Source organism: Actinomadura chibensis NBRC 106107 (assembly GCF_001552135.1).
Classification (GTDB): Bacteria; Actinomycetota; Actinomycetes; order Streptosporangiales; family Streptosporangiaceae; genus Spirillospora; species Spirillospora chibensis.
Genome location: NZ_BCQP01000059.1, coordinates 36,758 through 60,450 on the forward strand (window position 1 = coordinate 36,758; position 23,693 = coordinate 60,450).

Below are 23,693 nucleotides of genomic sequence, written 5' to 3' on the forward strand. Positions count from 1 at the left end.
TTCCGGAGGGTTTCCGGCGACCGTTCCGGCGCTCGCCGGACGCTCGATACGCTGTTCAGTCCCGCTTCGGCGGGTTTTCCGGAGGCGACGCGGGTTCGGACGGGGTCGATGGGCGCAGTGGATCACGCAGGCCGCTTCTTCGCCGAACTGTCGGCCGTCAACGACGCGGCGGGCCGTCCCACGCTGGATTACCTGGTGCGCCGGTGCTGGGAGCGCGGGATCGCGGTCAGCGATTCGACGGTCAACGATTGGCTGAAAGGGGAGAGCGTCCCGTCCCGGAGGTCGCAGCGGGCCTGCATGGAGATCGTGAAGATCCTGGAGGCGATGGCCCTTCAGCGGACCGCCGGGTTCGTCCAACGTCCGGACGCGTGGTGGCAGGGCCTTCTGGGAAAGGCGCGCGAGCAGCGGGCGGAGAAGCGCGGCGGGCGTCCTCCTCGCGCTAAGGAAACGCGCCGGGGGCCGATGATGCTGCCCGCGGATGTGCCCGACTTCACCGGACGCGGCGACGCCGTCCGCGAACTGACGTCCTGGCTCGAACCCGGCGGCGAGGGGACGGTCTCCGTGGTCAGCGGAATGGGCGGCGCCGGAAAGACCGCTTTGGCCGTGCACGCCGCGCACCGCGTCAAGCACCGATTCCCAGGCGGAGCCCTGTTCGCGGATTTACGCGGCTACAGCCCCGAAACTCCTTGGGAGGCGGGCGCGACCGCCGAACATCTGCTCCGCGCGCTCGGAAAGACGGAGGCCCCGGCCACCCCGGAAGAGGCGGTGGGCCTGTGGAGGACGGCACTCTCCCGGCTGGAGGCGCCAATACTCGTCGTGCTCGACAATGCCGCGACCGCCGGGCAGATCTCCCCGCTGATTCCCGAGCCGCCGCACCGCCTGCTGGTCACCTCGCGCAATACCCTTTCCGCCCTTCCCGGCCCCCGTATCGAGCTGGCCCCCTTCGACGCCGAAGGGGCGACGTCGCTTCTCGACCGGGCGCTCCGCCGCACGAATCCCGAGGACGACCGCGTCGCCGCGCGTCCGGACGACGCCCGCCGCCTCGCCGACCTTTGCGGGCACCTGCCGCTGGCGCTGCACATCGTCGCCGCCCTCCTCCGGGACGATCCGGACACCTCCCTCGCCGCCCAGGCGGACGAGTTGACCGAGGCCCACGACCGGCTCGACCGGCTGCGCTACGACGACATCGACGAGCAGGGACGCCCGCTGGCCGTCCGCGCCGCGTTCGAGTTGTCCTACCGGCGGCTCGACGCCGCGCAGGCGCGGGCGTTCCGCCTGCTCGGCGCGATGCCGGGCGCCGACACCGACCTGGAGACCGCGTCCGCCGTCATCGACCGCGCCGACACGGGCCGTCTCCTCGCCGACCTGACCCGGCTCCACCTGCTGCGCCGAAACCCGGGCAAACGCTGGGACATGCACGACCTCATCCGCCTTTACGCCGCCGAACTCGCCCGCGACCACGACGACGAGAACGGTGCGGCCCTCGACCGTTTGCTGGAGCATTACCAGCGCGTTCTTGGGCTGGCCACCTGTTGGCTGGGCCCGCACGCCAGTCCGCGCAGCGAGCGTTTCCCGGACAGAAGCAGGGCGCTCCGCTGGCTGGACGACGAAAGCCGCAACCTCGCCGCCTCGGTGGCCGCCGCCCATGCCGACGCGCGCTGGGAGCAGACGTGCGCGATGGCGGCGGAACTCGTCGCCTATTGGGAATTCCGGCGGCACGTCCGCGAATGGATCGGCGCCGGGAAGCTCGCGCTGGCCGCCGCCGAACATCTCGGGCCCGAAAAGGTCCACGCGGCGTCGGGAATGCTCGGCAACGCCTACCGGGTGGCGCACCGATACGACGAGGCGATGCCGCAGCTGCGCCGTTCCCTGGAGCTGGCACCGGATCGCCCGGCGATGGGACGGGCCCGCCACAACCTCGGCCTCGTCCATTTCTGCCTGGGCGACTACGCCGAGGCCGAGGCGTGCCACCGGATCGACATGGAGATCTGCTGGGAATCCGGGGACCTGTACGGCTCCGGCGAAGCACTCACGGCATTAGGCGACGCCTTGCGGATGCAGGGAAAGCACGAGGCGGCGGCCGACACGCTCAATCGCGCCGTTCTGATGTTCTCCCGGCTCAACCATCCCGAGGGCGAGATCCGGGCGCGGACAAATCTCGCCCTCACCCTCCTGGGATGGAACCCCGCACTGTATGGAAGTTGCGGAATCTGGCATCTGTGCCACGCCCTGCGGCTCGCGCGGAAACTGGACCACCACCACGCCGAGGCGACCATCTTCCTGAATTTGGCGGCCCTCTACCTGGGGACGTGCCCGGCCTGCCACGGCCGCGCCGCCCTGAAATGCGCCACCCACGCCGCCACCCGCTACGAACGGCACGACGACCAGCATGGCCTGGCCCGAGCCTGGCGGAACCTCGGCCAGGCCCAACGGGCGGTCGGCGACCCGGCCGCCGGACGGCGCACCTTGGAACGGGCGCGGGCCGCGTTCAAGGCGCTCGGCGCGTTCGAGCCCGCCGCCGAGATCGCGCGGCAGCTCACCCGTCCGGACGAAGGCCAGGAGCACATCCCCGGCTGTCTCGGCGGGAAGGCGGGCGCCCGCCTGTCCTGGCTGGACGAGCTGCCCGACTCCGTCCTGCGCGGGGACTTCAGCGTCCTCGACGGATTCGTCTTCCTCGACTTCCGGTACGCGGTCTGGCAACCGGCCGCCGATCAGGAAGGAGACCGCCGGAGCAGGTAGGTGTCCATGATCCACCCCTTGCGGGCGCGGGCCTCCGCCCTGGTCGCGCGGATCCGCTCGGCGACCTCCGCGACAGGACCCTCGATCAGGATCTCGTCCGGCGTGCCCAGGTAGGCGCCCCAGTAGATGTGGAAACCGTCGCCGACCTCACCGAAGGCACAGGCGGCATCGAGCATGACGAGAACGTCATCGGCCGTCGCCCCCTCGGCGGCGAGCCGCCGCCCGGTCGTGATGTGCACCGGACGTCCGACCCGCGTCAGGCCGACGCGATGCCGCGCGGTGAGTGCCGAAATGCTGCTGATCCCCGGAATGACCTCGAAGTCGAACTCAACGCCGATCTCGTCCAGCGCGGCGAGCGTGCTGTCGTAGACGCCGGGGTCTCCCCAAACAAGAAGCGCGCCGGTCTCACCTTCCGCCAGCTCATCTCTGACGAACGACTCGTAGATCTCAGCGCGGCGCGACCGCCAGTCCTCAACGGCGGCGGTGTAGGCGGACGCGGTCCGGTCGCGCTCAGGATCACGAACCTCAACGACCCGGTACGGCTCGCGCCCGTGCGCGGCGATCAACTCCCGCCGCAGCCCGGTGAGATCGTCCTTGGCCTCCCCCTTCCCAACGAGCAGAAAGGCGTCCGCCGCCCCGATGGCCTTGGCCCCCTGAAACGTCAGCTGATCGGGATCCCCCGCCCCAATACCAATGACCAAAAGCCGCTTCACCCACCCAAGTCTGCCAGACCCCCCATTCCACAACGCACCCTGCGGCGACCAGCAGCGAGCCGTCCTCACCGGCGGCCTGGTTCGTACCCTGGGGCGGTGATCTCTGTGGTCTTCGACGTCGGCGAAACCCTTGTGGACGACACCCGGGAGTGGCAGGCATGGGCCGAGTGGCTCGGGGTTCCGCCGCACACGATGTCGGCTCTCGTCGGCGCCGTGACGGCCCAAGGCCGCGACAACGCCGACGCGCTACGCCTCATCCAGCCGGGGTTCGACCTTCCCGCCGAACGCAGCGCCCGCATCGCCGCCGGACGCGGTGAGCAGATCACCGAGGCCGATCTGTACGGGGACGTCCGCCCCGCTCTGTCGGAGCTTCGCTCCCTGGGAATGTGGGTCGGCATCGCTGGAAACCAGACCTCGCGTGCCGGTGACTGCCTGCGCGCACTCGATCTGCCTGCCGACGCGATCGCGACCTCGCAGGAATGGGGAGCGGCCAAGCCGGACCCGGCCTTCTTCACCCGGGTGGCGGAGTGGGCGCCCGGCAGCCCGAACGAGATCGTCTACGTCGGCGATCATCCGGCCAACGACATCGGCCCGGCCAAGACCGCGGGCTTGAGGACGGTGCTCGTGCGCCGGGGGCCATGGGGATACCTGTGGGCCGACGACCCGGTCGGCGGCGGGGCCGCGGACTGGGTCATCGACAGCTTGACCGACCTTCCCCGCTTGCTCCGCTGAGGTTAACGCTCGACGAAGGCGGACCGTATACCTTTGCCCGTAAGGGGGCCTAGCACGGAGCGCGTGGTGACCAGGGACGGGCGAGTCGGCCATCGCATTGCCGCCAAGCGGGTGGCGCGGGGGCTCACCCAGCGGCAACTGGCAGAGAATGCGCATATCTCACTTAGTACGTTACGCAAGGTCGAGCAGGGCACCCGTCCTGTCACCGACCGGGTCCTGGGGTCGATCGCTGATGCGCTCGGGGTAGAGCCGGAGGTCCTCACCAGCCGCCGGGTCTACAGCGACAGCCGGGTCCACATCGCAATCCCCGACATCCGCAACGCCATCGATGCCTACGACGTCCCCGATGACGGTCCCGTGCGCCCCCTGCCCCGGCTACGCGAGATGACCGAGAATGCGATGAGGCGCCGCCTGACCTCGCAGTACACGCGCCTTGCCGAAGAACTCCCTCCATTACTCGGCGAGTTGGCACGTGTCGTGCTCGAAGAGGGGACCGAGCGGCGCTCCGCGGCGGGCCTGCTCGTCACGGCCTATCGCTCTGCTGACGCCGTCGCCTACAAGTACGGCTACTACGACCTGTCCGCGCGCCTGATCGAGTTGATGCGCAGATCTGCACAGATTGCAGAAGATCCAGCTCTGATCGCCACCGCCGCCTACGTCCGGACCGAGGTGTTCTTCGCAGACAGCCGCAACCTCGCCCCCGGGCTGAAGGCTCTGGAGAACGCGCTGGACGACATGCCCGATCCGACCTCGCCCGAACTCCGTGCCGCAGCGGGCGCCCTGCACATGCGCGCCGCCGTCGTGGCCGCCAGATTGACCGAGGACTTCGCGTCCGTCAGCGATCATCTCCAGGCGGCCTGGGGTCTTGCTCGGGAGACTCCGGAGGGGATCTACAACGGGACTGCCTTCGGCCCGGCCTCATTGCATGTACACGAGGTCTCGGTCGCCGTAGAGCTCGGGGACGCTGCGCGTGCCATCGAGCTCGCGTCAGGTGGCGAGGCTGCCCACGGGAACATGCGCTTGGACGGCCTGCCGGCCGAGCGCCGCTCTCATTACTTCATCGACCTGGCCCGCGCCCAATTGTGGCTGGGCCTGCGCGACGAGGTGTTCGCGTCGCTCCAAGCGGCCCGGCAGATCGCTCCCCAGCATGTGCGCGAGCATCCATTCGTGCACGATGCCCTCGTCACCCTGCTTCGTCTGCATGTGTCCCCGCCGTATGCCCTTGTGGCATTCGCGGAGTGGGCGCGGGCTATTTAGCCAGCTCAGAGGTGGTGACACCAGGTGTGTCACTTCCCGGCCCTGCTAGGCATCAGCATCGGAGCGTGGGCGTAGGCCGACCGTCGAACGGCAGCCCGTCCGCCTGGCCATGAAAACGGCCCCGGCTGGCGCGCGAACGCCAGGAAATCCGGGGCCTCACCGGAAACGAGGTCCGGCTGAGGATGACGATATCTGAGAAGGTGACTCGGCTCCGCGCCGAGAACCCAGGCTGGCAGATCGAGTACGACGCGACCCGGCCGGTGCCGTGGCTGGCCGTGCGCGAGCCGTCCGAGAGCTGGACGGGCGGGCACTCGCTCGTTGAGGCCAAGCTCCCCGGACACCTGGGACGGCTCATGGCCCAGGCGATCGACCTGGCTGCGTTGGCGTCCGGAAAGGAGGCGTTCCCGTACGCCGAGCGGATCGAGCACCTGACCAACCTGCGCAAGTGGTTCCCCGAGTGGGCGTTCGAGGTGTGCGAGAGCCGTCCGGTCTGGCACGGGCAGCGCAACTACGCCGACTACGCCGAGCGCGCCGCCGCCGTCACCGAGGTGCGCGGTAACGACCCGAGGGAGTTGGCGCTGCTGCTGTTGCGGCTCCCGCGTGTGGAGGCCGGGGTGGGAGACGGCCGGGAGGGCGAGCGGTGAGGGCACCGCGCCGCGCGCGTGAGGCCGAGCGGCAGATCGCCGGGTTCGCGGTGTACGAGCTGCCGGACGGTTCCTGGCGAGCCATCTCAGAGCAGGACGGCGCGCGGGTGGTCGAGCACGAGCGATGGTGCGAACTGGCCTGGACATGCATCTCGTCACGGATCTCCGAGGAGCTGCGGGTCGCGGGCGAGGAACTCGCCGCCCGCATGTCCGAGCCCGGCCGCGCCTGGCGCAACGAGCCCGAACCCCTCGAATGAGCGAGGGCGGCGCCGCCGGTCGACACCGCCCCCCTGGTCCCGGCCGCGCCGCCCTTCCGCCCCAGCACACCCCGAGATCGGACGAGACGAGGAAGACCGATGACTCAGGACTACGGGCCGTTGGACCCGCTGTATGAAGCCGTCCGGGCCCGCGCGCCGCAGGTGGAGGCGGCTCGCGTCCATTGTGGCCTCACCACGGAGGCCGAGCGGAACGAGCCGATGCAGTACGTGCGCGTCAGCTACCGGACGAACGGGCCTCGCCGCGTCGTCTGGGACACCAGCCTGGGCGCGTACCGATGGGACAGCGGCCCGCACTCCGGCGTGCAGCTCGGCCCCGACGCCGACGTGGCCGCCGTCCGCATCGCCCATGCGCTCGGCGCGTCGTTCGCCCCGGCTCCGGCCGCGGAGTGAACCAGGGGCGGCGCCGCCGGTGGACACCCCCTGGCCCCGGCCGCGCCGCCCCTTCTCGCCTCTAACCCGTCCTCGACAAGGAGGCTTGCTTATGGCTGGCTGCTGCAGTTCCACCCCGAGCTACCCCCAGTGCTACTGCTCGGCGGGCTGCGACTGCGACTGCGATGCCTGCTGTTGCGATGGCGACCACCTCGCCCGACTCACCGCCGCCGGAGGCATCAGCATGGTGTTCGGCCCCGCCGAGCGGCTGGACGCGGCCGTGCGCCGTATCGCCCCGCAGGTGTCGGTCTCTCTCGTCCGCGATGAGGAGACCGGGCTGACCCGCGTGCACGTCATCTACCGGAACCGGGGACCGCTGATCCTCGGCTGGGACGGGGAGACCTACCGGCGCTGGACGTCCGACGACGGCTACGGGGCGCTCCTCCCGGCCGACCCCGACGCCGCCGCCCGCCGAGCCGCCGACATGCTCGGCGCCCGTCTCCCGACCGCCGACCGGCGTCCATGAATCGCTCGCGCCCTAGCCTGAGGTTGTCGCGACGCTCCCACATCTCCGCGCTGCGCGTGTCGGAGGTCGAACTGGTCGTGGGGCCCGCACTTGACGGTGGGCGAGAAGCTCCCGTCTGGAAGGTCGAGCGCGGCGAGAGTGGCGGCGCCCTGCTGGAGTTGGCCCGTGAGGTGGACGAGAGCGTCATCGCCGCTCGCCGGGGCCGGGCGAGTCGCTGGAACTGTGACGGTAATGGTTCAGCGGCAAAGAGAAGCGGTTGTGGGTCGTGGGCTTGCGGCGCGGATGGGGGTTGCCTGCTGAGTTTTGGTTTGTGAACGTTGGTGGGGTGGTTAGGTGGTTGTGTCGATTATTTGGGGGCGGGTCATTTGGCCGTCCGGGACTTCTATTTCGATTACGGCTGAGAATGGGGTGGTGGGGGGTGGGCGGAGGGCCGCCAACTCGTGGATGCCGTCCCGGGTGGTGACCGTTCTGGCGGCGGCCAGGCTGCCCAAGGTGCCGCATCCGGCCAGGACGATGACGCGTCGATCGGCGTGGAAGGGGCTGGGTAACAGGCTGATGACGGCGAAGTCGCGTGTGGTCTTGGCGTGGACGACCTGCTGGGCGAACACGTGGCCGTCAGAGACTCTGATCATGTCCGCTCGGTCTGGGTAGAGCCGGAAACTGTAGGGCAGCGCGACTTGTTGGTTGAGTTCCTTGTACAGGTCGTTCGCGTTGGGGCCGCCGATGACGACCAGGTCGCATGGGGCGTCCCGGCATCGGGAGAAGTTCTTGGCCCGGATTATCCGGACCGTCCGCACGCCCAAGACCTTGCGCAGATACTCCGACACCAGCATCGCGGCCATCGCGTCGCCCTCGTAGAGGGTGGGTAACGGGGTGTCGTGACCCGGTCCGTCGGGCTGGACGATCACCACCTCGTCGGGCCTGCGCAGCCGCCACACGCGCCGGGCCGGGCCGATGGTCCGCCGCCGCTGGTAGAGGCCCTTGACCGCGGCGCCGGACAGGAAGGCCAGCAGCGAGGACAGCAGATTGAGCGCCAGTGCTGAAGTCATGGCCCGCCTCTTCTCGGATGCGCCAAGCCCCGATTCTTCGAGCGGTCGCGGACGTCCATGGTTCCCCTCATATGGGTGATCCGTGGGGTAACGGGTCAGAACCGCTCTTATAGGCTGGGTCGCCGCAGTCGTGTCGGGACGAGGAGGCCAGTGGACGCGCGTGTCGTCACCATTGTGGGCATCGGCGCCGACGGATGGGACGGGCTCCCGGAGCGCTCCCGCGCCGCGCTGCGGTCCGCGGACGTGCTGCTCGGCTCCAGCCGCCAACTCGACCTCGTCCCCGCCTCGGACGCGGAGCGCGTCGTCTGGCCGTCGCCGCTGCTGCCCGCGCTCCCCGGCCTGATCGAGGAGCACGAAGGACGCGCGGTCGCCGTCCTCGCCAGCGGGGACCCGATGTTCCACGGCATCGGCTCCGTGCTCGCCGAAATGCTCGGCCCGGAGCGGCTGCGCGTCCTGCCGCACACGTCGTCGGTGTCGCTTGCGTGCGCCCGGCTCGGCTGGCGGCTCGACCGGGTGGACGTCGCGAGCCTCGTCGGACGCCCGGCGGGCGCGCTGAACGCGCTGGTCGCGCCCGGCCGCCGGATCCTCGTCCTCAGCGCGGGACGCGAGTCCCCGTCGGTCGTCGCCGCCCTGCTCGCCGGACGCGGGTTCGGGCCGAGCCGCATGACCGTTCTGTCCGACCTCGGCGCAGACGGCGAGACCGTCCAGCACGGCACCGCCGCCGACTGGACGGAACTCGCCGCGACCGCGCTGAACATCGTCGCCGTCGAATGCGCGCCCGGCCCGGACGCGGCGCCGCTGCCCCGCACGTCCGGGCTCCCCGACGCGGCGTTCGACCACGACGGGCAGCTCACCAAGAGCGAGGTCCGCGCGGTCACCCTGGCGCGGCTCGCCCCGCTGCCCGGTGAGCTGCTCTGGGACGTCGGCGCCGGTGCGGGCAGCGTCGCGATCGAATGGGCGCGGGCGCATCCGTCCTGCCGGGCGGTGGCGGTGGAGAGCCGACCGGAGCGCGCGAAGCGGATCGAGCGGAACGCGACGAACCTCGGCGTGCCGGGCGGCGTGCGGGTCGTCGAGGGCGAGGCGCCGGACGCGCTGGACGACCTGCCGACCCCCGACGCCGTGTTCATCGGCGGCGGCCTCACCGTCCCCGGCCTGCTGGAACGCTGCTGGGACGCGCTGCGCCCCGGCGGCCGCCTGGTCGCCAACGCCGTCACCCTCGAATCGGAGGCCCAGGTCGCGCGGGCGCGCGAGACGCACGGCGGCGACCTGGTCCGCGTCGGTGTCGAACGGGCCGCGCCGCTCGGCGGCTTCACCGCCTGGCGCCCCGCGATGCCCGTCACGATCTGGACGACACGGAAGGAGGCGGCATGACCGCAGCGAAGCGAGGATCATGGCGCCGACCCCCCGGGGGTCTGGGGGTCGCCCCCGGAGAGGCAGAGCGGCATGACCGCAGCGAAGCGAGGATCATGGCGCCGACCGCTCGGGGGTCTGGGGGTCGTCCCCCAGAAAGGAAGGGCGGCATGACCGCGGCGAAGCGAGGATCTTGGTGCCGACCGCTCGGGGGTCTGGGGGTCGTCCCCCGGAAAGGAAGGGCGGCGTGACTGTCTACTTCGTTGGAGCCGGGCCCGGGGCCGCCGACCTGATCACCGTGCGTGGGTTGCGGGTGCTGGAGGCCGCGCCGGTTTGCCTGTACGCCGGGTCGCTGGTGCCGCGCGAGTTGCTGGACGCCTGCCCGCCCGGCGCGCGGCTCATCGACACCGCCAATCTGAACCTGGACGAGATCGTCGAGGAGTTGACCGCCGCGCACCGTGACGGTCTTGACGTCGCGCGGCTGCACTCGGGCGACCCCTCGGTGTTCAGCGCGGTCGCCGAGCAGGTGCGGCGGCTGGACGCGGCCGGGGTGCCGTACGAGATCGTCCCGGGCGTCCCGGCGTTCGCGGCGGCGGCCGCCTCGCTCGGCCGGGAGTTGACCGTCCCCGGCGTCGGCCAGACGGTGATCCTGACCCGCACCTCCGCCCGCGCCACCCCGATGCCGGACGGCGAGGACCTCGCCACCCTCGGCGCGAGCGGCGCGACGATGGTGCTGCACCTGGCCGTCCAGCGGATCGACGAGGTGACGGCGGAGCTGCTGCCGCACTACGGCGCGGACTGCCCGGTCGCCGTCGTCGCGCGGGCGAGCCGTCCGGACGAGCTGATCCTGCGCGGCACCCTCGCCGACATCGCGGGCCTGGTGCACGAGGCCGGGGTGAAGCGCACCGCCGTGATCGTCGTCGGACGGGTGCTGGCCGCGTCCGCGTTCCCCGGCAGCCACCTCTACAGCGCGGAGCGGGAACGGGTGTGAGGCGCGTCCTGATCCTCGGCGGGACGGCCGAGGCCAGGGACCTCGCCGCCCGCCTGTCCGACGTCCCGGACGTGCGCGTCGTGTCGTCGCTCGCCGGGCGCGTCGCCGACCCGCGCCTTCCCGCCGGGGAGGTGCGCGTCGGCGGCTTCGGCGGCCCGGACGGCCTCGCCGCCTGGCTGCGCGAGCACCGCATCGACCGGCTCGTGGACGCCACCCACCCGTTCGCGGAACGCATGAGCGCGTCCGCCGCGCGGGCGTCGGAAAGGGCTGGAGTCCCGCTGCTGGCGCTGCGGCGTCCCGGCTGGCGGGCGGAGGACGGCGACGACTGGCGGCGCGTCCCGTCGCTGGCCGACGCCGCCGCCGCGCTGCCGCGCGGAGCCCGCGCGTTCCTCACCACCGGGCGGCGCAGCATCGAGGTCTTCGCCGCCCGCGCCGACGTGTGGTTCCTCGCACGGTCGGTCGATCCGCCGGAGAAGCCCGTCCCGGAGAACGTGCGCGTGCTGCTGTCCCGAGGCCCCTACACGCTCGACGGCGAGCGGGCGCTGATCCGCGAACACCGCCTCGACGTGCTGGTCACCAAGGACAGCGGCGGCGCGATGACCCGCGCCAAGCTCACCGCCGCCCGCGCCGCCGGACTGCCCGTGATCATGGTGGACCGGCCGCCCGTCCCGGACGGCGTCGCGACGGCGACCGATCCGGCGGAGGCCGCCCGCTGGGCTCAGGGGTAGCGGCGCGGCGTGTGGACGGCGCCCCGCTCGGTGACCCGGGTCGTAGACGACCCGACGATGACCAGGCACCGCATGTCCACCTGGTCGGGGTCGAGCTTGCCGAGCGTCGTCACGGTCACGCTCTCCTCGGGGCCGCCGACGTCGCGTCCGACGACCACCGGCGTCTCGGGGGAGCGGTGTTCGAGGAGCAGGTCGCGGGCCGCCGCGAGCTGGTGCCTCCTTCGGCTGGACGACGGGTTGTAGAGCGCGAGCACCAGATCCGCCGCGGCCGCCGCGGTGAGCCGCCGGGCGATCACCTCCCACGGTTTGAGCAGGTCGGACAGCGACAGGACGCAGAAGTCGTGGCCGAGCGGCGCGCCCGCCCGCGCCGCGACGGCCTGCGCGGCGGTCAGCCCGGGGACGACCCGCACCGGCACGTCCGGGAAGTCGTCCGCCGCCTCCAGGACGGCCGTCGCCATCGCGAACACGCCCGGATCGCCGGACGAGACGACCGCGACCCGCGCCCCGTCCCGCGCCAGCCGGAGTGCGTGCCGGGCGCGGTCGTCCTCCACCCGGTTGCCGGTGGCGTGGCGGCGCTGCCGCGCGTTCGGCGGGACCCGGTCGAGGTAGGGGCCGTAGCCGACGAGGTCGGTCGCGGACGACAGGACGTCCTGCGCCTCCGGGGTCAGCCACGGCCGTCCCGCCGGGCCGAGCCCGACGACCGTCACGCTCCCCGGCCCCTCGGGCCGCGCCGGCTCCGGCGCGGTGAACGACTCGCCCGCCGGGCTGGTCAGCAGGGCCAGCGCCATGTACGGGACGTCCGCCGGATCGACGTCGGCCAGCGGGACGACCCGCTCCCGGCCGGTCGAGGCGCGTTCGACGTACCAGGCTTCGGAGAGCCGCCCGGCGTCCTCGAACGCCTGCCTGACCTTGGGGAACGTCCGGCCCAGCTTGAGGACGGCCGCCGCGTCCGCCGCGCGCAGCCGCTCTGCCAGCTCGTCGCCGGGGAGCGTGCCGGGCAGCACGGTCAGCGTCTCCTCGCGCTCGACCAGCGGACGTCCGGCGGCGGCCGACGCCGCGCTCAGCGACGTCACGCCCGGCACGACCTCCGCCGGGTAATGCGGCGCGAGGCGCTTGTGGAGGTGCATGTAGGAGCCGTAGAACAGCGGGTCGCCCTCGCTGAGGACGGCGACCGTCCGTCCCGCGTCCAGGTGCGCGGCGAGGCGGGCGGCGCAGTCGGCGTAGAAGCCGTCGAGCGCGCCCTGGTACCCGCCGGGATGGTCGGTCGTCTCCGTCGTCACCGGGTAGACGAGCTGCTCCTCGATCTGCCCGTCGCGCAGGTAGGGCGCGGCGGCGGCGCGGGCGATGCTGCGCCCGTGCCGCGCGGAATGGTAGGCGACCACGTCCGCCGCACCGATCAGCCGGGCGGCCTTCACCGTCACCAGCTCAGGATCACCAGGGCCGACGCCGACCCCGTAAAGCCGTCCCACCATCACTCCGCCCTGCCCTTCTGGGGGACGCCCCCCAGGCCCCCGCATGGCTCGCGCCATGGTCCTCGCTTCGCTGCGGTCATGGCGCCTCACTGGCAATCGCGTTTATGGCGGCCGCGGTCATGGCGCTGCCGCCGCGCCGTCCGCGGACGACGAGGTGCGGGAGGTCGCTCGCGGCGAGCGCGTCCTTGGACTCGGCCGCGCCGATGAAACCGACCGGTATCCCGAGGACGGCGGCCGGACGGCCCGCGCCCCCGTCCACCAGCTCCAGCAGCCGGAACAGCGCGGTCGGCGCGTTGCCGATCGCGACGACCGCGCCGTCCAGCCGGTCGAGCCAGAGGTCGAGCGCCGCCGCGCTGCGCGTCGTGCCGAGCCGCTCCGCCAGGCCGGGGACGCGCGGGTCGCCCAGCGTGCACACGACCTCGTTGCCCGCGGGCAGCCGGGCCCGGGTGACGCCGGACGCCACCATCCGCGCGTCGCACAGGATCGGCGCGCCGTCCAGCAGCGCCGCCCGCGCCCGCGCGACGACGCCCGGCGACCAGGCCAGGTCGCGGACGAGGTCCGTCATCCCGCACGCGTGGATCATGCGGACGGCGACCCGCGCCACGTCGTCCGGCAGGCCCGACAGGTCGGCCTCCGCGCGGATGGTCGCGAACGAGCGCCGGTAGATCTCCGCGCCGTCCCGGATGTAGTCGTTCACCGTTTCGCTCTCTTCAAGACGACCGGCCCGCGGGGCATCCCGCAGTTCCGGTCACAGCCCGTCCAGTGGACGGGGGTCTCCGGGGCGCGCGACAGGCCGCCGACCCAGCGGCGGGCCGCGCCCTGCACGTCGCCTTCCGACTTCGCGCAGCCGGGGCTTCCCGTGCAGGCCGTCACCCCGACCCAGGGCGAGTCGGGGTCGGTGGCGAAGCCGTATGGGCGTAGGCGGTCCGCGTGCCGGTGCGCGTCGTCGCGGCGCAGGTCGCGCAGGACGATGCTCCGCCACGGCGTCAGCCGCACTTCGTCCGCGATGTCGGCGAGGGCCTCGGCCTGCGTCCCGGACAGGCGTCCGAGCGGCGGCACGACCTCCAGCGCCACCAGGCCATCGCGCTGTTCGACGAGACCCGCGTGCGGCGCGGGCGGAGCCGGGACGCGCGGCGCGTCGGCGAGCGTCCCGCCGAGGAGGTCCGCGACGCGGCGCGGGCCGTCCGGGACCTCGGCCAGCCGCCAGGCGTCGCCGCGCACGTCCAGGAACGCCTCCGCCGCCGCGATCATGACCGCGACGGGATCGCCGGACGAGACGAGCCGGTGCCCGGCCAGGAGCACGCCGCCGGGGGTCAGTGTCACGTCGGCCCCGAGGGACGCGACGTCGCCGGAGCCGTCGTCCAGCGCGAACAGGAACCGGCCGGGGAGCCCGGCCAGCCGAGGACGCCCGCACAGCGCGACGTCGAGCGCCGTGACCAGCGGGTCCGTGGCCGACGCACCGCGCGCGCCGCGCCCGCCGAGCGGGGACGCGACGATGTTGCGCACCCGCTCGTGCGACGCGGACGGCAGCAGCCCGGCCGCCGCCAGCCGCTCCGCGAGCGCCGCCGGATCGCGCACGCCCCGCACCTGGAGGTTGGCCCGCGACGTCAGCTCGACCACGTCCACGCCCAGTTCGCGGGCCGCGACGCCGACCGTCCTGAGCCGGGAGGCCGACACCGCCCCGCCCGGCGTGCGGACGCGGGCGAGCGCCCCGTCGGCGGCGCCGTGGGTCTGGAGCGCGCCGGGGCACGCGTCGGCACGCGACCTCCCCGCCGCACGTACATCTGGCATGAAGGCCACCTTTCTCGGACACCGCGCGCTGCCGTAGTCTGCTGATCGACGACGGCAGTGGAGGAAGCCGGTGTGAATCCGGCGCGGTCCCGCCACTGTCACCGGGGAGCGACCCCCGCTAACGGCCACTGTCCGCGCGGACGGGAAGGCCGGGGCGAGCGCTGATCCGGGAGCCAGGAGACTCCCGCCGTCGTGACACCCGCGACCGGGGCGAGGACCCCAGGGGGAGGACCCGTCATGTCCACCGTTCTGCTGCTCTCGACGTCCGACACCGATCTGCTGAGCGCCCGCGCGTCCGGCGCCGACTACCGGCTGGGCAATCCCGCCCGGCTCGCCGTGGCCGACCTTCCAGCACTCCTGGACGGCGTCGATCTGGTCGTCGTCCGGCTGCTCGGCGGACGCCGCGCCTGGGAGGACGGCCTCGACGCCCTCCTCGCAGCCCCGCGTCCCGGTCTCCTGTGGGGGGACGACCCCCCACAACCCCCGGGCAGCGACGACGGGGCGACTTCCTCCACTCCGCTGGCGCTCCGCTCCGGAAGCCGCCCCGTCGTCGTCCTCGGAGGAGAGCAGGCACCAGACGCCGAGTTGATGGAGCTCTCCACCGTGTCCGGCGGGGTTTGCGCTGAGGCGCACGCCTATCTCGCGCATGGCGGGCCCGCCAACCTCGCCGAACTGCACGCGTTCCTGTCCGACACGGTCCTGTTGACCGGGCGCGGGTTCGCGCCGCCGCGGGCCGCGCCGAGCTGGGGACGATTCGAGCGGACGCCCCGCTCCGAAGAAGGCCCGGTGATCGGCGTCCTGTACTACCGCGCCCACCACATGGCCGGGAACACCGCGTTCGTCGAGGCCCTCTGCGCCGCCGTCGAGGACGCGGGCGGACGCCCCCTCCCCGTCTTCTGCTCCTCGCTCCGCACCGCCGAGCCCGCGCTGCTCGACACGCTCCGCGAGGCGGACGCGCTGGTCGTGACCGTCCTCGCGGCGGGCGGGACGCGGCCCGCGACGGCCGGGGCGGGCGGCGACGACGAGGCGTGGGACGTCGGCGCCCTCGCCGCGCTGGACGTCCCGATCCTCCAGGGCCTCTGCCTCACCACGTCCCGCGCGGACTGGGCGGAGAGCGACGACGGCCTGTCCCCGCTCGACGCCGCCTCGCAGGTCGCCATCCCGGAGTTCGACGGCCGCATCATCACCGTCCCGTTCTCGTTCAAGGAGATCGACGAGGACGGGCTCACCGTCTACCGCGCCGACCCCGAGCGCGCCGCGCGGGTCGCGGGGATCGCCGTCCGGCACGGCCGCCTCCGGCACACGCCGCCCGCCTCGCGCCGCCTCGTCGTGATGCTGTCGGCGTATCCGACCAAGCACTCGCGGGTCGGGAACGCGGTCGGGCTGGACACCCCGGCGAGCACCGTCCGGCTCCTCGCAAGGCTCGGCGAAGCGGGCTACGACCTCGGCGACGGCTTCCCCGGCGTGGCCGACCAGGACGGCGACGCGCTCGTCCACGCGCTGATCGCGGCGGGCGGCCAGGACGAGGACTGGCTCACCGAGGAGCAGCTCGCGGGCAACCCCGTCCGGATCTCCGGAGCGTCCTACGAGCGCTGGTTCCGCACCCTGCCCGCCGACCTGCGCGACGACATGGAGCGGCACTGGGGCCCGCCGCCCGGCGAGCTGTTCGTCCAGGACGGCGACATCGTCCTCGCCGCCCTCCGCGCCGGGAACGTCGTCGTCATGGTCCAGCCGCCGCGCGGCTTCGGCCAGAACCCCATCGCGATCTACCACGACCCGGACCTGCCGCCGAGCCACCACTACCTGGCCGCCTACCGCTGGCTGTCGGACGAGTTCGGCGCGCACGCGATCGTCCACGTCGGCAAGCACGGCAACCTGGAATGGCTGCCCGGCAAGGCGGCGGGGATGTCCGCGTCGTGCGGGGCGGACGCGGCGCTCGGCGACGTCCCGCTCGTCTACCCGTTCCTCGTCAACGACCCGGGCGAGGGGACGCAGGCGAAGCGCCGCGCGCACGCCGTCCTGGTCGACCACATGGTCCCGCCGATGGCCCGCGCCGAGACCTACGGCGACATCGCCCGCCTCGAACAGCTCCTGGACGAGCACGCCACGATCGCCGCGATGGACCCGGCGAAGCTCCCCGCCATCCGCGCGCAGATCTGGACGCTGATCCAGGCCGCGAAGCTCGACCACGACCTCGGCCTGGACGACCGTCCGCACGACACCGAGTTCGACGACTTCCTCCTGCACGTGGACGGCTGGCTGTGCGAGGTGAAGGACGCGCAGATCCGCGACGGCCTGCACGTCCTGGGCGAGGCGCCGACCGGCCCGCAGCGCGTCGACCTGGTGCTGGCCATGCTCCGCGCCCGGCAGATGTGGTCGGGCCGCGAGACCCTCCCCGGCCTGCGCGAAGCGCTCGGCCTCACCGAGGACGGCACCGGCACGCGCACCGACGTCGACGCCGCCGAGGCCGCGGCCCGTTCCCTCGTCCAGGCGATGGAGGACGCGGACTGGTCGCCCGCCGCGGTCCCGCGCGTCGCCGCCGGCCACGGCGAACTCGTCGGACGGGTGCTGGGGTTCGCGGCGACGGAGGTCGTCCCTCGCCTGGCCCGGACCACCGACGAGATGGACCACGTGCTCCACGCCCTGGACGGCGGCTACGTCCCGGCCGGGCCGAGCGGGTCGCCGCTGCGCGGGCTCGTCAACGTCCTGCCGACCGGGCGCAACTTCTACTCGGTGGACCCGCGCGCCGTCCCGAGCCGCCTCGCCTGGGAGACCGGGCAGGCGATGGCCGACTCGCTGCTGGAGCGCTACCGCGCCGACCACGGCGAGTGGCCGCGCTCGGTCGGCCTGTCCGTCTGGGGGACGAGCGCGATGCGCACGGCGGGCGACGACGTCGCCGAGGTGCTCGCGCTGCTCGGCGTCCGCCCGGAGTGGGACGAGGCGTCCCGCCGCGTCACCCGGCTTGAGCCGATCCCGGCGGCCGAGCTGGGCCGCCCGCGCATCGATGTGACGGTCCGCATCAGCGGCTTCTTCCGGGACGCGTTCCCGCACGTCGTGGCGATGCTGGACGACGCCGTCCGGCTCGTCGCCGCGCTCGACGAACCGGACGACGCGAACTACGTCCGCGCCCACGTCGAGGCCGACCGGGAGGAGCACGGCGACGAGCGCCGCGCGACGCTCCGCGTGTTCGGCTCCGCGCCGGGCGCGTACGGGGCGGGCCTGCTGCCGCTGATCGACAGCCGCAACTGGCGCGACGACGCCGACCTCGCCGAGGTGTACGCGGTGTGGGGCGGGCACGCCTACGGACGCGACCTCGACGGCGTCCCGGCCCGCGCCGACATGGAGAGCGCCTACCGGCGGATCGCCGTCGCCGCGAAGAACGTCGACACCCGCGAGCACGACATCGCCGACTCCGACGACTACTTCCAGTACCACGGCGGGATGATCGCGACCGTCCGGGCCCTGACCGGGAAGGCGCCGGAGGCCTACGTCGGCGACAGCACGCGCCCGGACGCCGTCCGCACCCGCACCCTCTCGGAGGAGACCGCGCGGATCTTCCGGGCCCGCGTCGTCAACCCGAACTGGCTGGCCGCGATGCGGCGGCACGGCTACAAGGGCGCGTTCGAGCTGGCCGCGACCGTCGACTACCTGTTCGGCTACGACGCCACCACCGGCGTCATGGCCGACTGGATGTACGACCGGCTGACCGCCGCCTACGTCCTGGACGACGAGAACCGCGCGTTCATGGCCGAGTCCAACCCGTGGGCGCTGCACGGCATCGCCGAGCGGCTCCTCGAAGCCGCCGAACGCGGCATGTGGGAGCACCCGGACCCGGACATCCTGCGACGTCTCCAAGAGGTCTACCTCAAGACCGAAGGCGACCTGGAGGACGACACCAGCCGCTGAGCCGCCTCCGGATGCCCGGCCCAGTGCAGGTGCAGGTAGGACGCGGTGATCAGCTCGTCGCCGAAGCCGTCGCCGCCGTCCTTCCAGCGGAACAGCGGGGCGGCCTCGGTGGTGAGGGACGTCCGGTGGAACTCGTGGCCGTGGAACCGCTCGCCCGGACGGGTCAGCGGCGACTCCGCCACGGCGACCGCCTCCCGGTAGCCGAGCGTCAGCCGGGACGTCATGCGCGCCCGCCCCGGCACGCGCCCGCACATGGCCCGGCCGTCGAGTTCCTCGCACAGGTAGAGGAGGCCCGCGCACTCGGCGGCGATCGGGCCCCGGAACGCGGCGACGGCCGCGCGCAGCGGCGCGTTCGCGGCCAGGTCGGCGGCGTGCACCTCGGGGAACCCGCCGCCGAGGACGAGCGCGGCCGTCCCGTCCGGGAGGGCCTCGTCGCGCAGCGGGTCGACGACGGCGACGTCGGCCCCGGCCGCGCGCAGCAGCTCGGTGTGCTCCGCGTAGGAGAAGGTGAACGCCTCCCCGCCCGCGACGGCGACGACCGGACGTCCCGGCAGCGGCTGCACCTCCGCGCCCGGATCCCAGGGCCGGTCGGGCAGCGGGGGAGCGGTGGCGGCGAGCCGCGTCAGCGCGTCCAGGTCGCAGGACCGGGCGATCAGGTCGCCCAGCCTCTCGACCGCGCGCACGGCCTCCGCCTCGCGCTCGGCGGCCGGGACCAGGCCGAGGTGCCGGGACGGCGTCACGACCGCGTCGTCCCGGCGGAGCGCGCCGAGCACCGGCACGCCGGTCGCCTCCAGCGCGCTCCGGCACAGCTCCTCGTGCCGCTCGGACCCGACCCGGTTCAGGACGACCCCGGCGACCCGCACGCCCGGCTCGAACGTCGCGAAGCCGTGCACCAGCGCGGCGACCGAGCGGCTCTGCCGGGCGGCGTCCACGACGAGCACCACGGGCGCGCCGAGCAGCCGGGCGACGTGCGCCGTCGAGGCGAACCCGGTGTCGCCGCGCCCGTCGAACAGGCCCATCACGCCTTCGACCACGGCGACGTCGCATCCGGCGGCGCCGTGCAGGAACAGCGGCGCGATCCGCTCCTCGCCGACCAGCCACGGGTCGAGGTTGCGGCCCGGACGCCCGGCCGCGAGCGCGTGGTAGCCGGGGTCGATGTAGTCGGGGCCGACCTTGTGCGGGGACACCTTCAGGCCGCGCGCCCGCAGCGCCGCGATCAGCCCGGTCGCCACCGTCGTCTTCCCGCTGCCGGACGACGGCGCCGCGACCACCAGCCTCGGGATCACCACTCGATCCCCCGCTGCCCCTTCTGCCCCGCGTCCATGGGGTGCTTGACCTTGCCCATCTCGGTGACCAGGTCGGCGGCCTCGACGAGGCGGCCGGGCGCGTCCCGTCCGGTGATGACGACGTGCTGGTCGCCGGGACGTCCGGTGAGCGTCTCGACGACGTCGTCCAGGTCGAGCCAGCCCCATTTCAGCGGGTAGGTGAACTCGTCCAGGACGTAGAAGCGGTGCGTCTCGGCGGCCAGCTCGCGCTTGATCTGCGCCCAGCCCTCGCGGGCGTTCGCGGCGTGGTCGTCCTCGGCGCCGGGCCGCCGCAGCCACGACCAGCCCTCGCCCATCTTGTGCCACGCGACCGGGCCGCCCTCGCCGCTCTCGCCCAGCACGCGCAGCGCCCGCTCCTCGCCGATCCGCCATTTCGCCGACTTCACGAACTGGAACACCGCGACCGGCCAGCCCTGGTTCCACGCCCGCAGCGCCATCCCGAACGCGGCGGTCGACTTGCCCTTGCCGGGCCCGGTGTGGACGATCAGCAGCGGCCGGTTGCGGCGCTGCCGCGTGGTCAGTCCGTCGTCGGGGACGGACACGGGCTTCCCCTGAGGCATGATCAGGCCGCCTTCCGATGCTCACGCCTTTGATGGGCGCGGACGATTCCGTCGAGGTCGCCCAGCGGGACGAGCCGCGCGCCGAGTCGCATCGCGAGCCGTCCCGCGAGACCGAGCCGGACGGGGCCGTCCTCGCAGTCCACGACGATCCCGGCCGTCCCGGCGAGCAATCCGGCGGCACGCGGCACGTCGCCGTCGGCCGTCGCCCGCCCGTCGGTGACGACCACCAGCAGCGGGCGGCGGGACGGGTCGCGCAGCCGCTCCGTGTGCAGGACCTCCGCCGCCCTGACCAGCCCGGCGGCGAGCGGGGTCCGGCCGCCGGTGGGGAGCGTCCGCAGCCGCGCGGCGCCCGCCTCCACCGACGACGTCGGCGGCAGCACGACCTCGGCCGTCCGCCCCCGGAACGTGATCAGGCCGATCTTGTCGCGGCGCTGGTAGGCGTCGAGGAGCAGGCTCAGCACGGCCGTCTTCACCGTCGTCATCCGGCGGCGGGCGGCCATCGAGCCGCTCGCGTCCACGACGAACAGGACGAGGTTGCCCTCCCGCCCCTCCCGGACCGCCTCGCGCAGGTCGTCCGCGCGCAGCAGCAGCCCGGGGCCGGAGCGGCCGCGGGCGCCCTGGTGCGGGGCGGCGGCCAGCAGCGTCGCCACCACGTGCGGGTCGTGGATCTTCCCCGCCGGGCGGCGCGAGCCGGTGACGCGGCCCCGCACCGTCCGCGACCTGGACCGGCGCCCGGCCGCGCCGTCGCCGACGCCCGGCACCTCCAGCAGCGGCACGGCGTGCGGCGCCGCGACCCCCGCCACCTGCTCGCCACCGCCGCCGGGACGCCCGTCCCCGCCGGGCTGCTCCGCCGGGGCGTCGGAGCCGCCGTCGCCCGGCGACGGAGGCGGCGGGTCGCCCCCGCCGCCGTCCGGGGGCGGGTCGTCGTCGGGGGACGCGCCGTCCAGCAGGTCGTCGAGCAGGGACTCGTCCAGGCCGGGCGCGTCGAACGGGTCGCGGCGGCGGCGGTGCGGCAGCGCCAGCCGGGCCGCCGCGCGGACGTCGTCGGAGGTCACCGCGTCCCGGCCGTGCCAGGCGGCGTGCGCGAGCGCGGCGTTGGCCGTGCCGAGGTCGGCGCGCAGGCCGTCCACCTCGAACCCGGCGCAGACGGCCGCGATCTGCTCCAGCCGCTCGTCCGGCAGCCGGACGCCGCCGAGCCGCTCCCGCGCCGCCGCGATGCGCTCCGCGAGCGCGGCCTCCTCGGCGGACCAGCGCGCGGCGAACGCGTCCGGGTCCGCCTCGAACGCGAGCCGCCGCCGGACGACCTCGGCGCGCTCCCGCGGCTCCCGCGACGCCCGCACCTCCACCGTCAGCCCGAACCGGTCGAGGAGCTGCGGGCGCAGCTCGCCCTCCTCCGGGTTCATCGTCCCGACGAGCAGGAACCGCGCCGCGTGCCGCACCGACACCGACTCGCGCTCGACGTAGCAGGTGCCGAGCGCCGCCGCGTCCAGCAGCAGGTCGACGAGATGGTCGTGCAGCAGGTTCACCTCGTCCACGTAGAGGACGCCCCGGTGCGCCGCCGCGAGCAGCCCCGGCTCGAACGCCTTCACGCCCTCGGTCAGCGCCCGCTCCACGTCCAGGGACCCGGCGAGCCGGTCCTCCGACGCGCCGACCGGCAGCTCGACCAGCGAGGCCGGGCGGCGCGCGGCCGGGCCGCCGGGCGGATGCGGGCCGTCCGGGCAGGACGGGTCGGGCGCGGCCGGGTCGCAGGCGAACCGGCAGCCCGGCACCGTGTCCACGGCGGGGAGCTGCGCGGCGAGCGCCCGGACGATCGTCGACTTCGCCGTCCCCTTCTCGCCCCGCACCAGCACCCCGCCGACGCGCGGGGACACGGCGTTCAGCAGCAGCGCCAGCTTCAGGTCGTCCATCCCGACGACGGCGGTGAACGGGTAGGTGGCGTTCAAGCGGAGACCCTCCGGTTGACGTGGGCGACCCGCCAGCCGTTCCCGGCGGCGGACAGTTCGGTGGTGGACAGCGGCGCGAGGTCGAACCGGTCCCCGGCGGTGACGTCGATCCCGAGGACGAGCGCGACCGCCGCCCGGATGACGCCCGCGTCGCACACGACGACGCCGCGCGGGTCGGCGGCGAGCCAGCCGGCGACGCGCCCGGCGAGCGCGGCGCGGGACTCCCCGCCGTGCGGGACGGCCCACGGGTCGGCCAGCCAGCGGGCCAGCCCGTCCGGCTCCTCCGCCGCGACGTCGGCGTAGCGGCGGCCCGCCCAGCGGCCGTGGTCGGCCTCGGCCAGCTCCGCCGCCGGACGCGCGGCGGCGAGGCCCAGCGCGGCGGCGGTCTCGCGGGCGGCGCGGGCGGGCGACGTCCACGCCGGGCCGTCCGGGAGCGTTCCGGCGAGGGCCCTCGCCCCGGCCAGGCCGGACGCGTCCGCGGGCTCGTCGGCCGGGAAGCGCGCCTCGCGCATCCCGGCCGAGGTCGCCCGCCGGACGAACAGCACCGCGTGCGCTGCGGACGGCACCCCGGTCAGGCGGGCGCCGCGACCCGCGCCGGACGGGCCGCGCGGTCGCACGCCCAGCCGAACGCGACGCCGAAGACCGTCCAGAACACGAGCTGCGTCCCGAGCGAGACGAGCCGGAACTGCCACAGCAGGGTGGCGGGGAAGCCGTCCGGCACCTCGTTCACCCCGGGCAGCAGCGCCGCCGCGACGGCGACCGGGGCGAGGAACGCGGCGACGGCGGCGATCCACCGCCGCCACGGGCCGCCGCCGACGCGCCGTCCCGTCGTCACCGCGATCACGGCGGCGAGCAGGCCCACCCCGATCATCGCGAGGTAGAGGAGCGTCCGGCTGGTGATCGTGTCCGGGTCGCCCACGGCGGGCGGGTTCGCCGGATACTTCACGAACGGGACGAGGATGACCGCGGCGAAGGCCGTCCCGGCGGCGGCGAGCGCGAGCCCGCCGTCCGAGCGGGGCCCGACCCGTCCGCGCAGACCGGCGTAGACCAGCGCGAACACGCCGCCGACGGCGAGCCCGTAGAGGCCGGTCGCGAGCAACAGCCCGGCCTTCTGCGCGCCCCGGCTCACCTCCACGCCCTCGTCGTGCTCGTGCGCGGTGGCGCCGTGCTCGTGCGAATGTTCGGTGGCGGCGGCCTGTTCGAGGGCGATGGCGTCGTCGATGCGGGGCTCCCCGGCGGCGAACGCGAACACGCCCGCGACGAGCCCGGCGAGCAGGCCCAGCAGGACGCCCCTGACCAGCAGGGTGCGGATCATGGCGC

General features: G+C 73.9%; 21 protein-coding genes and 1 riboswitch. Of the genes, 11 read left to right on the forward strand and 10 right to left on the reverse strand.

All coding sequences use genetic code 11. The features are described 5' to 3' along the window. Window positions 1–117: 117 nt before the first annotated feature. Window positions 118–2,739 carry an ATP-binding protein gene (locus tag ACH01S_RS31860; RefSeq protein WP_067900202.1) on the forward strand — a complete coding sequence of 874 codons (2,622 nt, stop codon included), beginning with the start codon at window positions 118–120 and terminating at the stop codon, window positions 2,737–2,739. Here ACH01S_RS31860 and cobF read toward each other — a convergent pair. Further along, window positions 2,712–3,452, reverse strand: coding sequence for a precorrin-6A synthase (deacetylating) (gene cobF / locus ACH01S_RS31865; protein WP_067900205.1), 741 nt, complete (start codon window positions 3,450–3,452; stop codon window positions 2,712–2,714). The genes ACH01S_RS31860 and cobF overlap by 28 nt on opposite strands. Window positions 3,453–3,548: 96 nt before the next feature. On the opposite strand from cobF, the gene ACH01S_RS31870 reads away from it, so the two are divergent. The 6 genes from ACH01S_RS31870 to ACH01S_RS31895 all read left to right on the forward strand — a co-directional run bounded on the left by ACH01S_RS31870 (window position 3,549) and on the right by ACH01S_RS31895 (window position 7,258). Then, window positions 3,549–4,184 (forward strand): HAD family hydrolase, encoded by a 636-nt coding sequence (locus ACH01S_RS31870; RefSeq protein WP_303621476.1) that lies wholly within the window; start codon window positions 3,549–3,551, stop codon window positions 4,182–4,184. A gap of 66 nt (window positions 4,185–4,250) precedes the next feature. Beyond that, window positions 4,251–5,441, forward strand: coding sequence for a helix-turn-helix domain-containing protein (locus tag ACH01S_RS31875; protein ID WP_148344285.1), 1,191 nt, complete (start codon window positions 4,251–4,253; stop codon window positions 5,439–5,441). A gap of 182 nt (window positions 5,442–5,623) precedes the next feature. Continuing rightward, complete coding sequence (locus tag ACH01S_RS31880) at window positions 5,624–6,085, forward strand: hypothetical protein (protein WP_148344286.1); 462 nt, start codon at window positions 5,624–5,626, stop codon at window positions 6,083–6,085. Continuing rightward, window positions 6,082–6,342 (forward strand): hypothetical protein, encoded by a 261-nt coding sequence (locus ACH01S_RS31885; RefSeq protein WP_067900215.1) that lies wholly within the window; start codon window positions 6,082–6,084, stop codon window positions 6,340–6,342. Before ACH01S_RS31880 ends, ACH01S_RS31885 begins: the two co-directional genes overlap by 4 nt. A 99-nt stretch (window positions 6,343–6,441) precedes the next feature. After that, window positions 6,442–6,753, forward strand: coding sequence for a hypothetical protein (locus tag ACH01S_RS31890; protein WP_067900217.1), 312 nt, complete (start codon window positions 6,442–6,444; stop codon window positions 6,751–6,753). Window positions 6,754–6,844: 91 nt separating this feature from the next. Further along, window positions 6,845–7,258 (forward strand): hypothetical protein, encoded by a 414-nt coding sequence (locus ACH01S_RS31895; RefSeq protein ID WP_148344287.1) that lies wholly within the window; start codon window positions 6,845–6,847, stop codon window positions 7,256–7,258. Window positions 7,259–7,587: 329 nt separating this feature from the next. Here the strand turns inward: ACH01S_RS31895 and ACH01S_RS31900 are convergent, their stop codons facing one another. Next, entirely contained in the window at window positions 7,588–8,307 is a 720-nt protein-coding gene (locus tag ACH01S_RS31900; protein WP_067900222.1) for a hypothetical protein, read from the reverse strand. A 150-nt stretch (window positions 8,308–8,457) separates the two neighbouring features. Here ACH01S_RS31900 and ACH01S_RS31905 point away from each other — a divergent pair, with 150 nt between their 5' ends. The 3 genes from ACH01S_RS31905 (at window position 8,458) to ACH01S_RS31915 (ending at window position 11,376) form a co-directional block, all read left to right on the forward strand. Beyond that, window positions 8,458–9,678, forward strand: a complete 1,221-nt coding sequence (locus tag ACH01S_RS31905; protein ID WP_067900224.1) for a bifunctional cobalt-precorrin-7 (C(5))-methyltransferase/cobalt-precorrin-6B (C(15))-methyltransferase — start codon at window positions 8,458–8,460, stop codon at window positions 9,676–9,678. Window positions 9,679–9,904: 226 nt separating this feature from the next. Beyond that, on the forward strand, window positions 9,905–10,648 hold the full coding sequence (gene cobM / locus ACH01S_RS31910; RefSeq protein WP_067900227.1) for a precorrin-4 C(11)-methyltransferase: 744 nt from the start codon (window positions 9,905–9,907) through the stop codon (window positions 10,646–10,648). Next, the gene (locus ACH01S_RS31915) at window positions 10,645–11,376 is read left to right on the forward strand and encodes a cobalt-precorrin-6A reductase (protein WP_067900232.1); all 732 of its coding nucleotides are present in this window, start codon (window positions 10,645–10,647) and stop codon (window positions 11,374–11,376) included. The genes cobM and ACH01S_RS31915 overlap by 4 nt, the downstream gene beginning before the upstream one ends. Here ACH01S_RS31915 and ACH01S_RS31920 read toward each other — a convergent pair. From ACH01S_RS31920 to ACH01S_RS31930, 3 genes are all read right to left on the reverse strand, one after another. Further along, the gene (locus ACH01S_RS31920) at window positions 11,367–12,848 is read right to left on the reverse strand and encodes a precorrin-2 C(20)-methyltransferase (RefSeq protein ID WP_067900236.1); all 1,482 of its coding nucleotides are present in this window, start codon (window positions 12,846–12,848) and stop codon (window positions 11,367–11,369) included. The two genes, ACH01S_RS31915 and ACH01S_RS31920, sit on opposite strands and share 10 nt — an antisense overlap. Window positions 12,849–12,924: 76 nt before the next feature. Then, a complete protein-coding gene (locus ACH01S_RS31925; protein WP_067900239.1) occupies window positions 12,925–13,545 on the reverse strand; it encodes a precorrin-8X methylmutase in 621 nt (206 codons plus the stop codon). Then, window positions 13,542–14,639 (reverse strand): ferredoxin-like domain-containing protein, encoded by a 1,098-nt coding sequence (locus ACH01S_RS31930; protein WP_067900242.1) that lies wholly within the window; start codon window positions 14,637–14,639, stop codon window positions 13,542–13,544. Before ACH01S_RS31930 ends, ACH01S_RS31925 begins: the two co-directional genes overlap by 4 nt. A 61-nt stretch (window positions 14,640–14,700) precedes the next feature. Continuing rightward, window positions 14,701–14,822, forward strand: a riboswitch (cobalamin riboswitch). 54 nt (window positions 14,823–14,876) lie between these two features. On the opposite strand from ACH01S_RS31930, the gene cobN reads away from it, so the two are divergent. Further along, the gene (gene cobN, locus ACH01S_RS31935) at window positions 14,877–18,545 is read left to right on the forward strand and encodes a cobaltochelatase subunit CobN (protein ID WP_067900246.1); all 3,669 of its coding nucleotides are present in this window, start codon (window positions 14,877–14,879) and stop codon (window positions 18,543–18,545) included. On the opposite strand, the gene ACH01S_RS31940 is transcribed toward cobN, so the two are convergent. The 5 genes from ACH01S_RS31940 to ACH01S_RS31960 are packed head-to-tail and all read right to left on the reverse strand — an operon-like array spanning window position 18,500 to window position 23,688. Then, window positions 18,500–19,819 (reverse strand): cobyrinic acid a,c-diamide synthase CobB, encoded by a 1,320-nt coding sequence (locus ACH01S_RS31940; RefSeq protein ID WP_067900329.1) that lies wholly within the window; start codon window positions 19,817–19,819, stop codon window positions 18,500–18,502. The two genes, cobN and ACH01S_RS31940, sit on opposite strands and share 46 nt — an antisense overlap. 8 nt (window positions 19,820–19,827) lie before the next feature. Beyond that, a complete protein-coding gene (gene cobO / locus ACH01S_RS31945) occupies window positions 19,828–20,430 on the reverse strand; it encodes a cob(I)yrinic acid a,c-diamide adenosyltransferase (protein ID WP_067900249.1) in 603 nt (200 codons plus the stop codon). 2 nt (window positions 20,431–20,432) lie between these two features. Next, window positions 20,433–22,337, reverse strand: a complete 1,905-nt coding sequence (locus tag ACH01S_RS31950; protein WP_067900333.1) for a VWA domain-containing protein — start codon at window positions 22,335–22,337, stop codon at window positions 20,433–20,435. A gap of 32 nt (window positions 22,338–22,369) precedes the next feature. Then, complete coding sequence (locus ACH01S_RS31955; RefSeq protein ID WP_148344289.1) at window positions 22,370–22,939, reverse strand: histidine phosphatase family protein; 570 nt, start codon at window positions 22,937–22,939, stop codon at window positions 22,370–22,372. A gap of 5 nt (window positions 22,940–22,944) precedes the next feature. Next, window positions 22,945–23,688, reverse strand: coding sequence for a CbtA family protein (locus ACH01S_RS31960; protein WP_067900253.1), 744 nt, complete (start codon window positions 23,686–23,688; stop codon window positions 22,945–22,947). Between the last annotated feature and the right edge of the window lie 5 nt (window positions 23,689–23,693).

What these genes read in the sequence shown, in the direction of transcription:
- ACH01S_RS31960 (WP_067900253.1), bottom strand. Translation starts at nt 23,688, where the DNA reads ATGATCCGCACCCTGCTGGTCAGGGGCGTCCTGCTGGGCCTGCTCGCC.
- ACH01S_RS31900 (WP_067900222.1), bottom strand. Translation starts at nt 8,307, where the DNA reads ATGACTTCAGCACTGGCGCTCAATCTGCTGTCCTCGCTGCTGGCCTTC.
- ACH01S_RS31930 (WP_067900242.1), bottom strand. Translation starts at nt 14,639, where the DNA reads ATGCCAGATGTACGTGCGGCGGGGAGGTCGCGTGCCGACGCGTGCCCC.
- ACH01S_RS31950 (WP_067900333.1), bottom strand. Translation starts at nt 22,337, where the DNA reads ATGGACGACCTGAAGCTGGCGCTGCTGCTGAACGCCGTGTCCCCGCGC.
- ACH01S_RS31920 (WP_067900236.1), bottom strand. Translation starts at nt 12,848, where the DNA reads ATGGTGGGACGGCTTTACGGGGTCGGCGTCGGCCCTGGTGATCCTGAG.
- cobO (WP_067900249.1), bottom strand. Translation starts at nt 20,430, where the DNA reads ATGCCTCAGGGGAAGCCCGTGTCCGTCCCCGACGACGGACTGACCACG.
- ACH01S_RS31895 (WP_148344287.1), top strand. Translation starts at nt 6,845, where the DNA reads ATGGCTGGCTGCTGCAGTTCCACCCCGAGCTACCCCCAGTGCTACTGC.
- ACH01S_RS31880 (WP_148344286.1), top strand. Translation starts at nt 5,624, where the DNA reads ATGACGATATCTGAGAAGGTGACTCGGCTCCGCGCCGAGAACCCAGGC.
- cobN (WP_067900246.1), top strand. Translation starts at nt 14,877, where the DNA reads ATGTCCACCGTTCTGCTGCTCTCGACGTCCGACACCGATCTGCTGAGC.
- ACH01S_RS31890 (WP_067900217.1), top strand. Translation starts at nt 6,442, where the DNA reads ATGACTCAGGACTACGGGCCGTTGGACCCGCTGTATGAAGCCGTCCGG.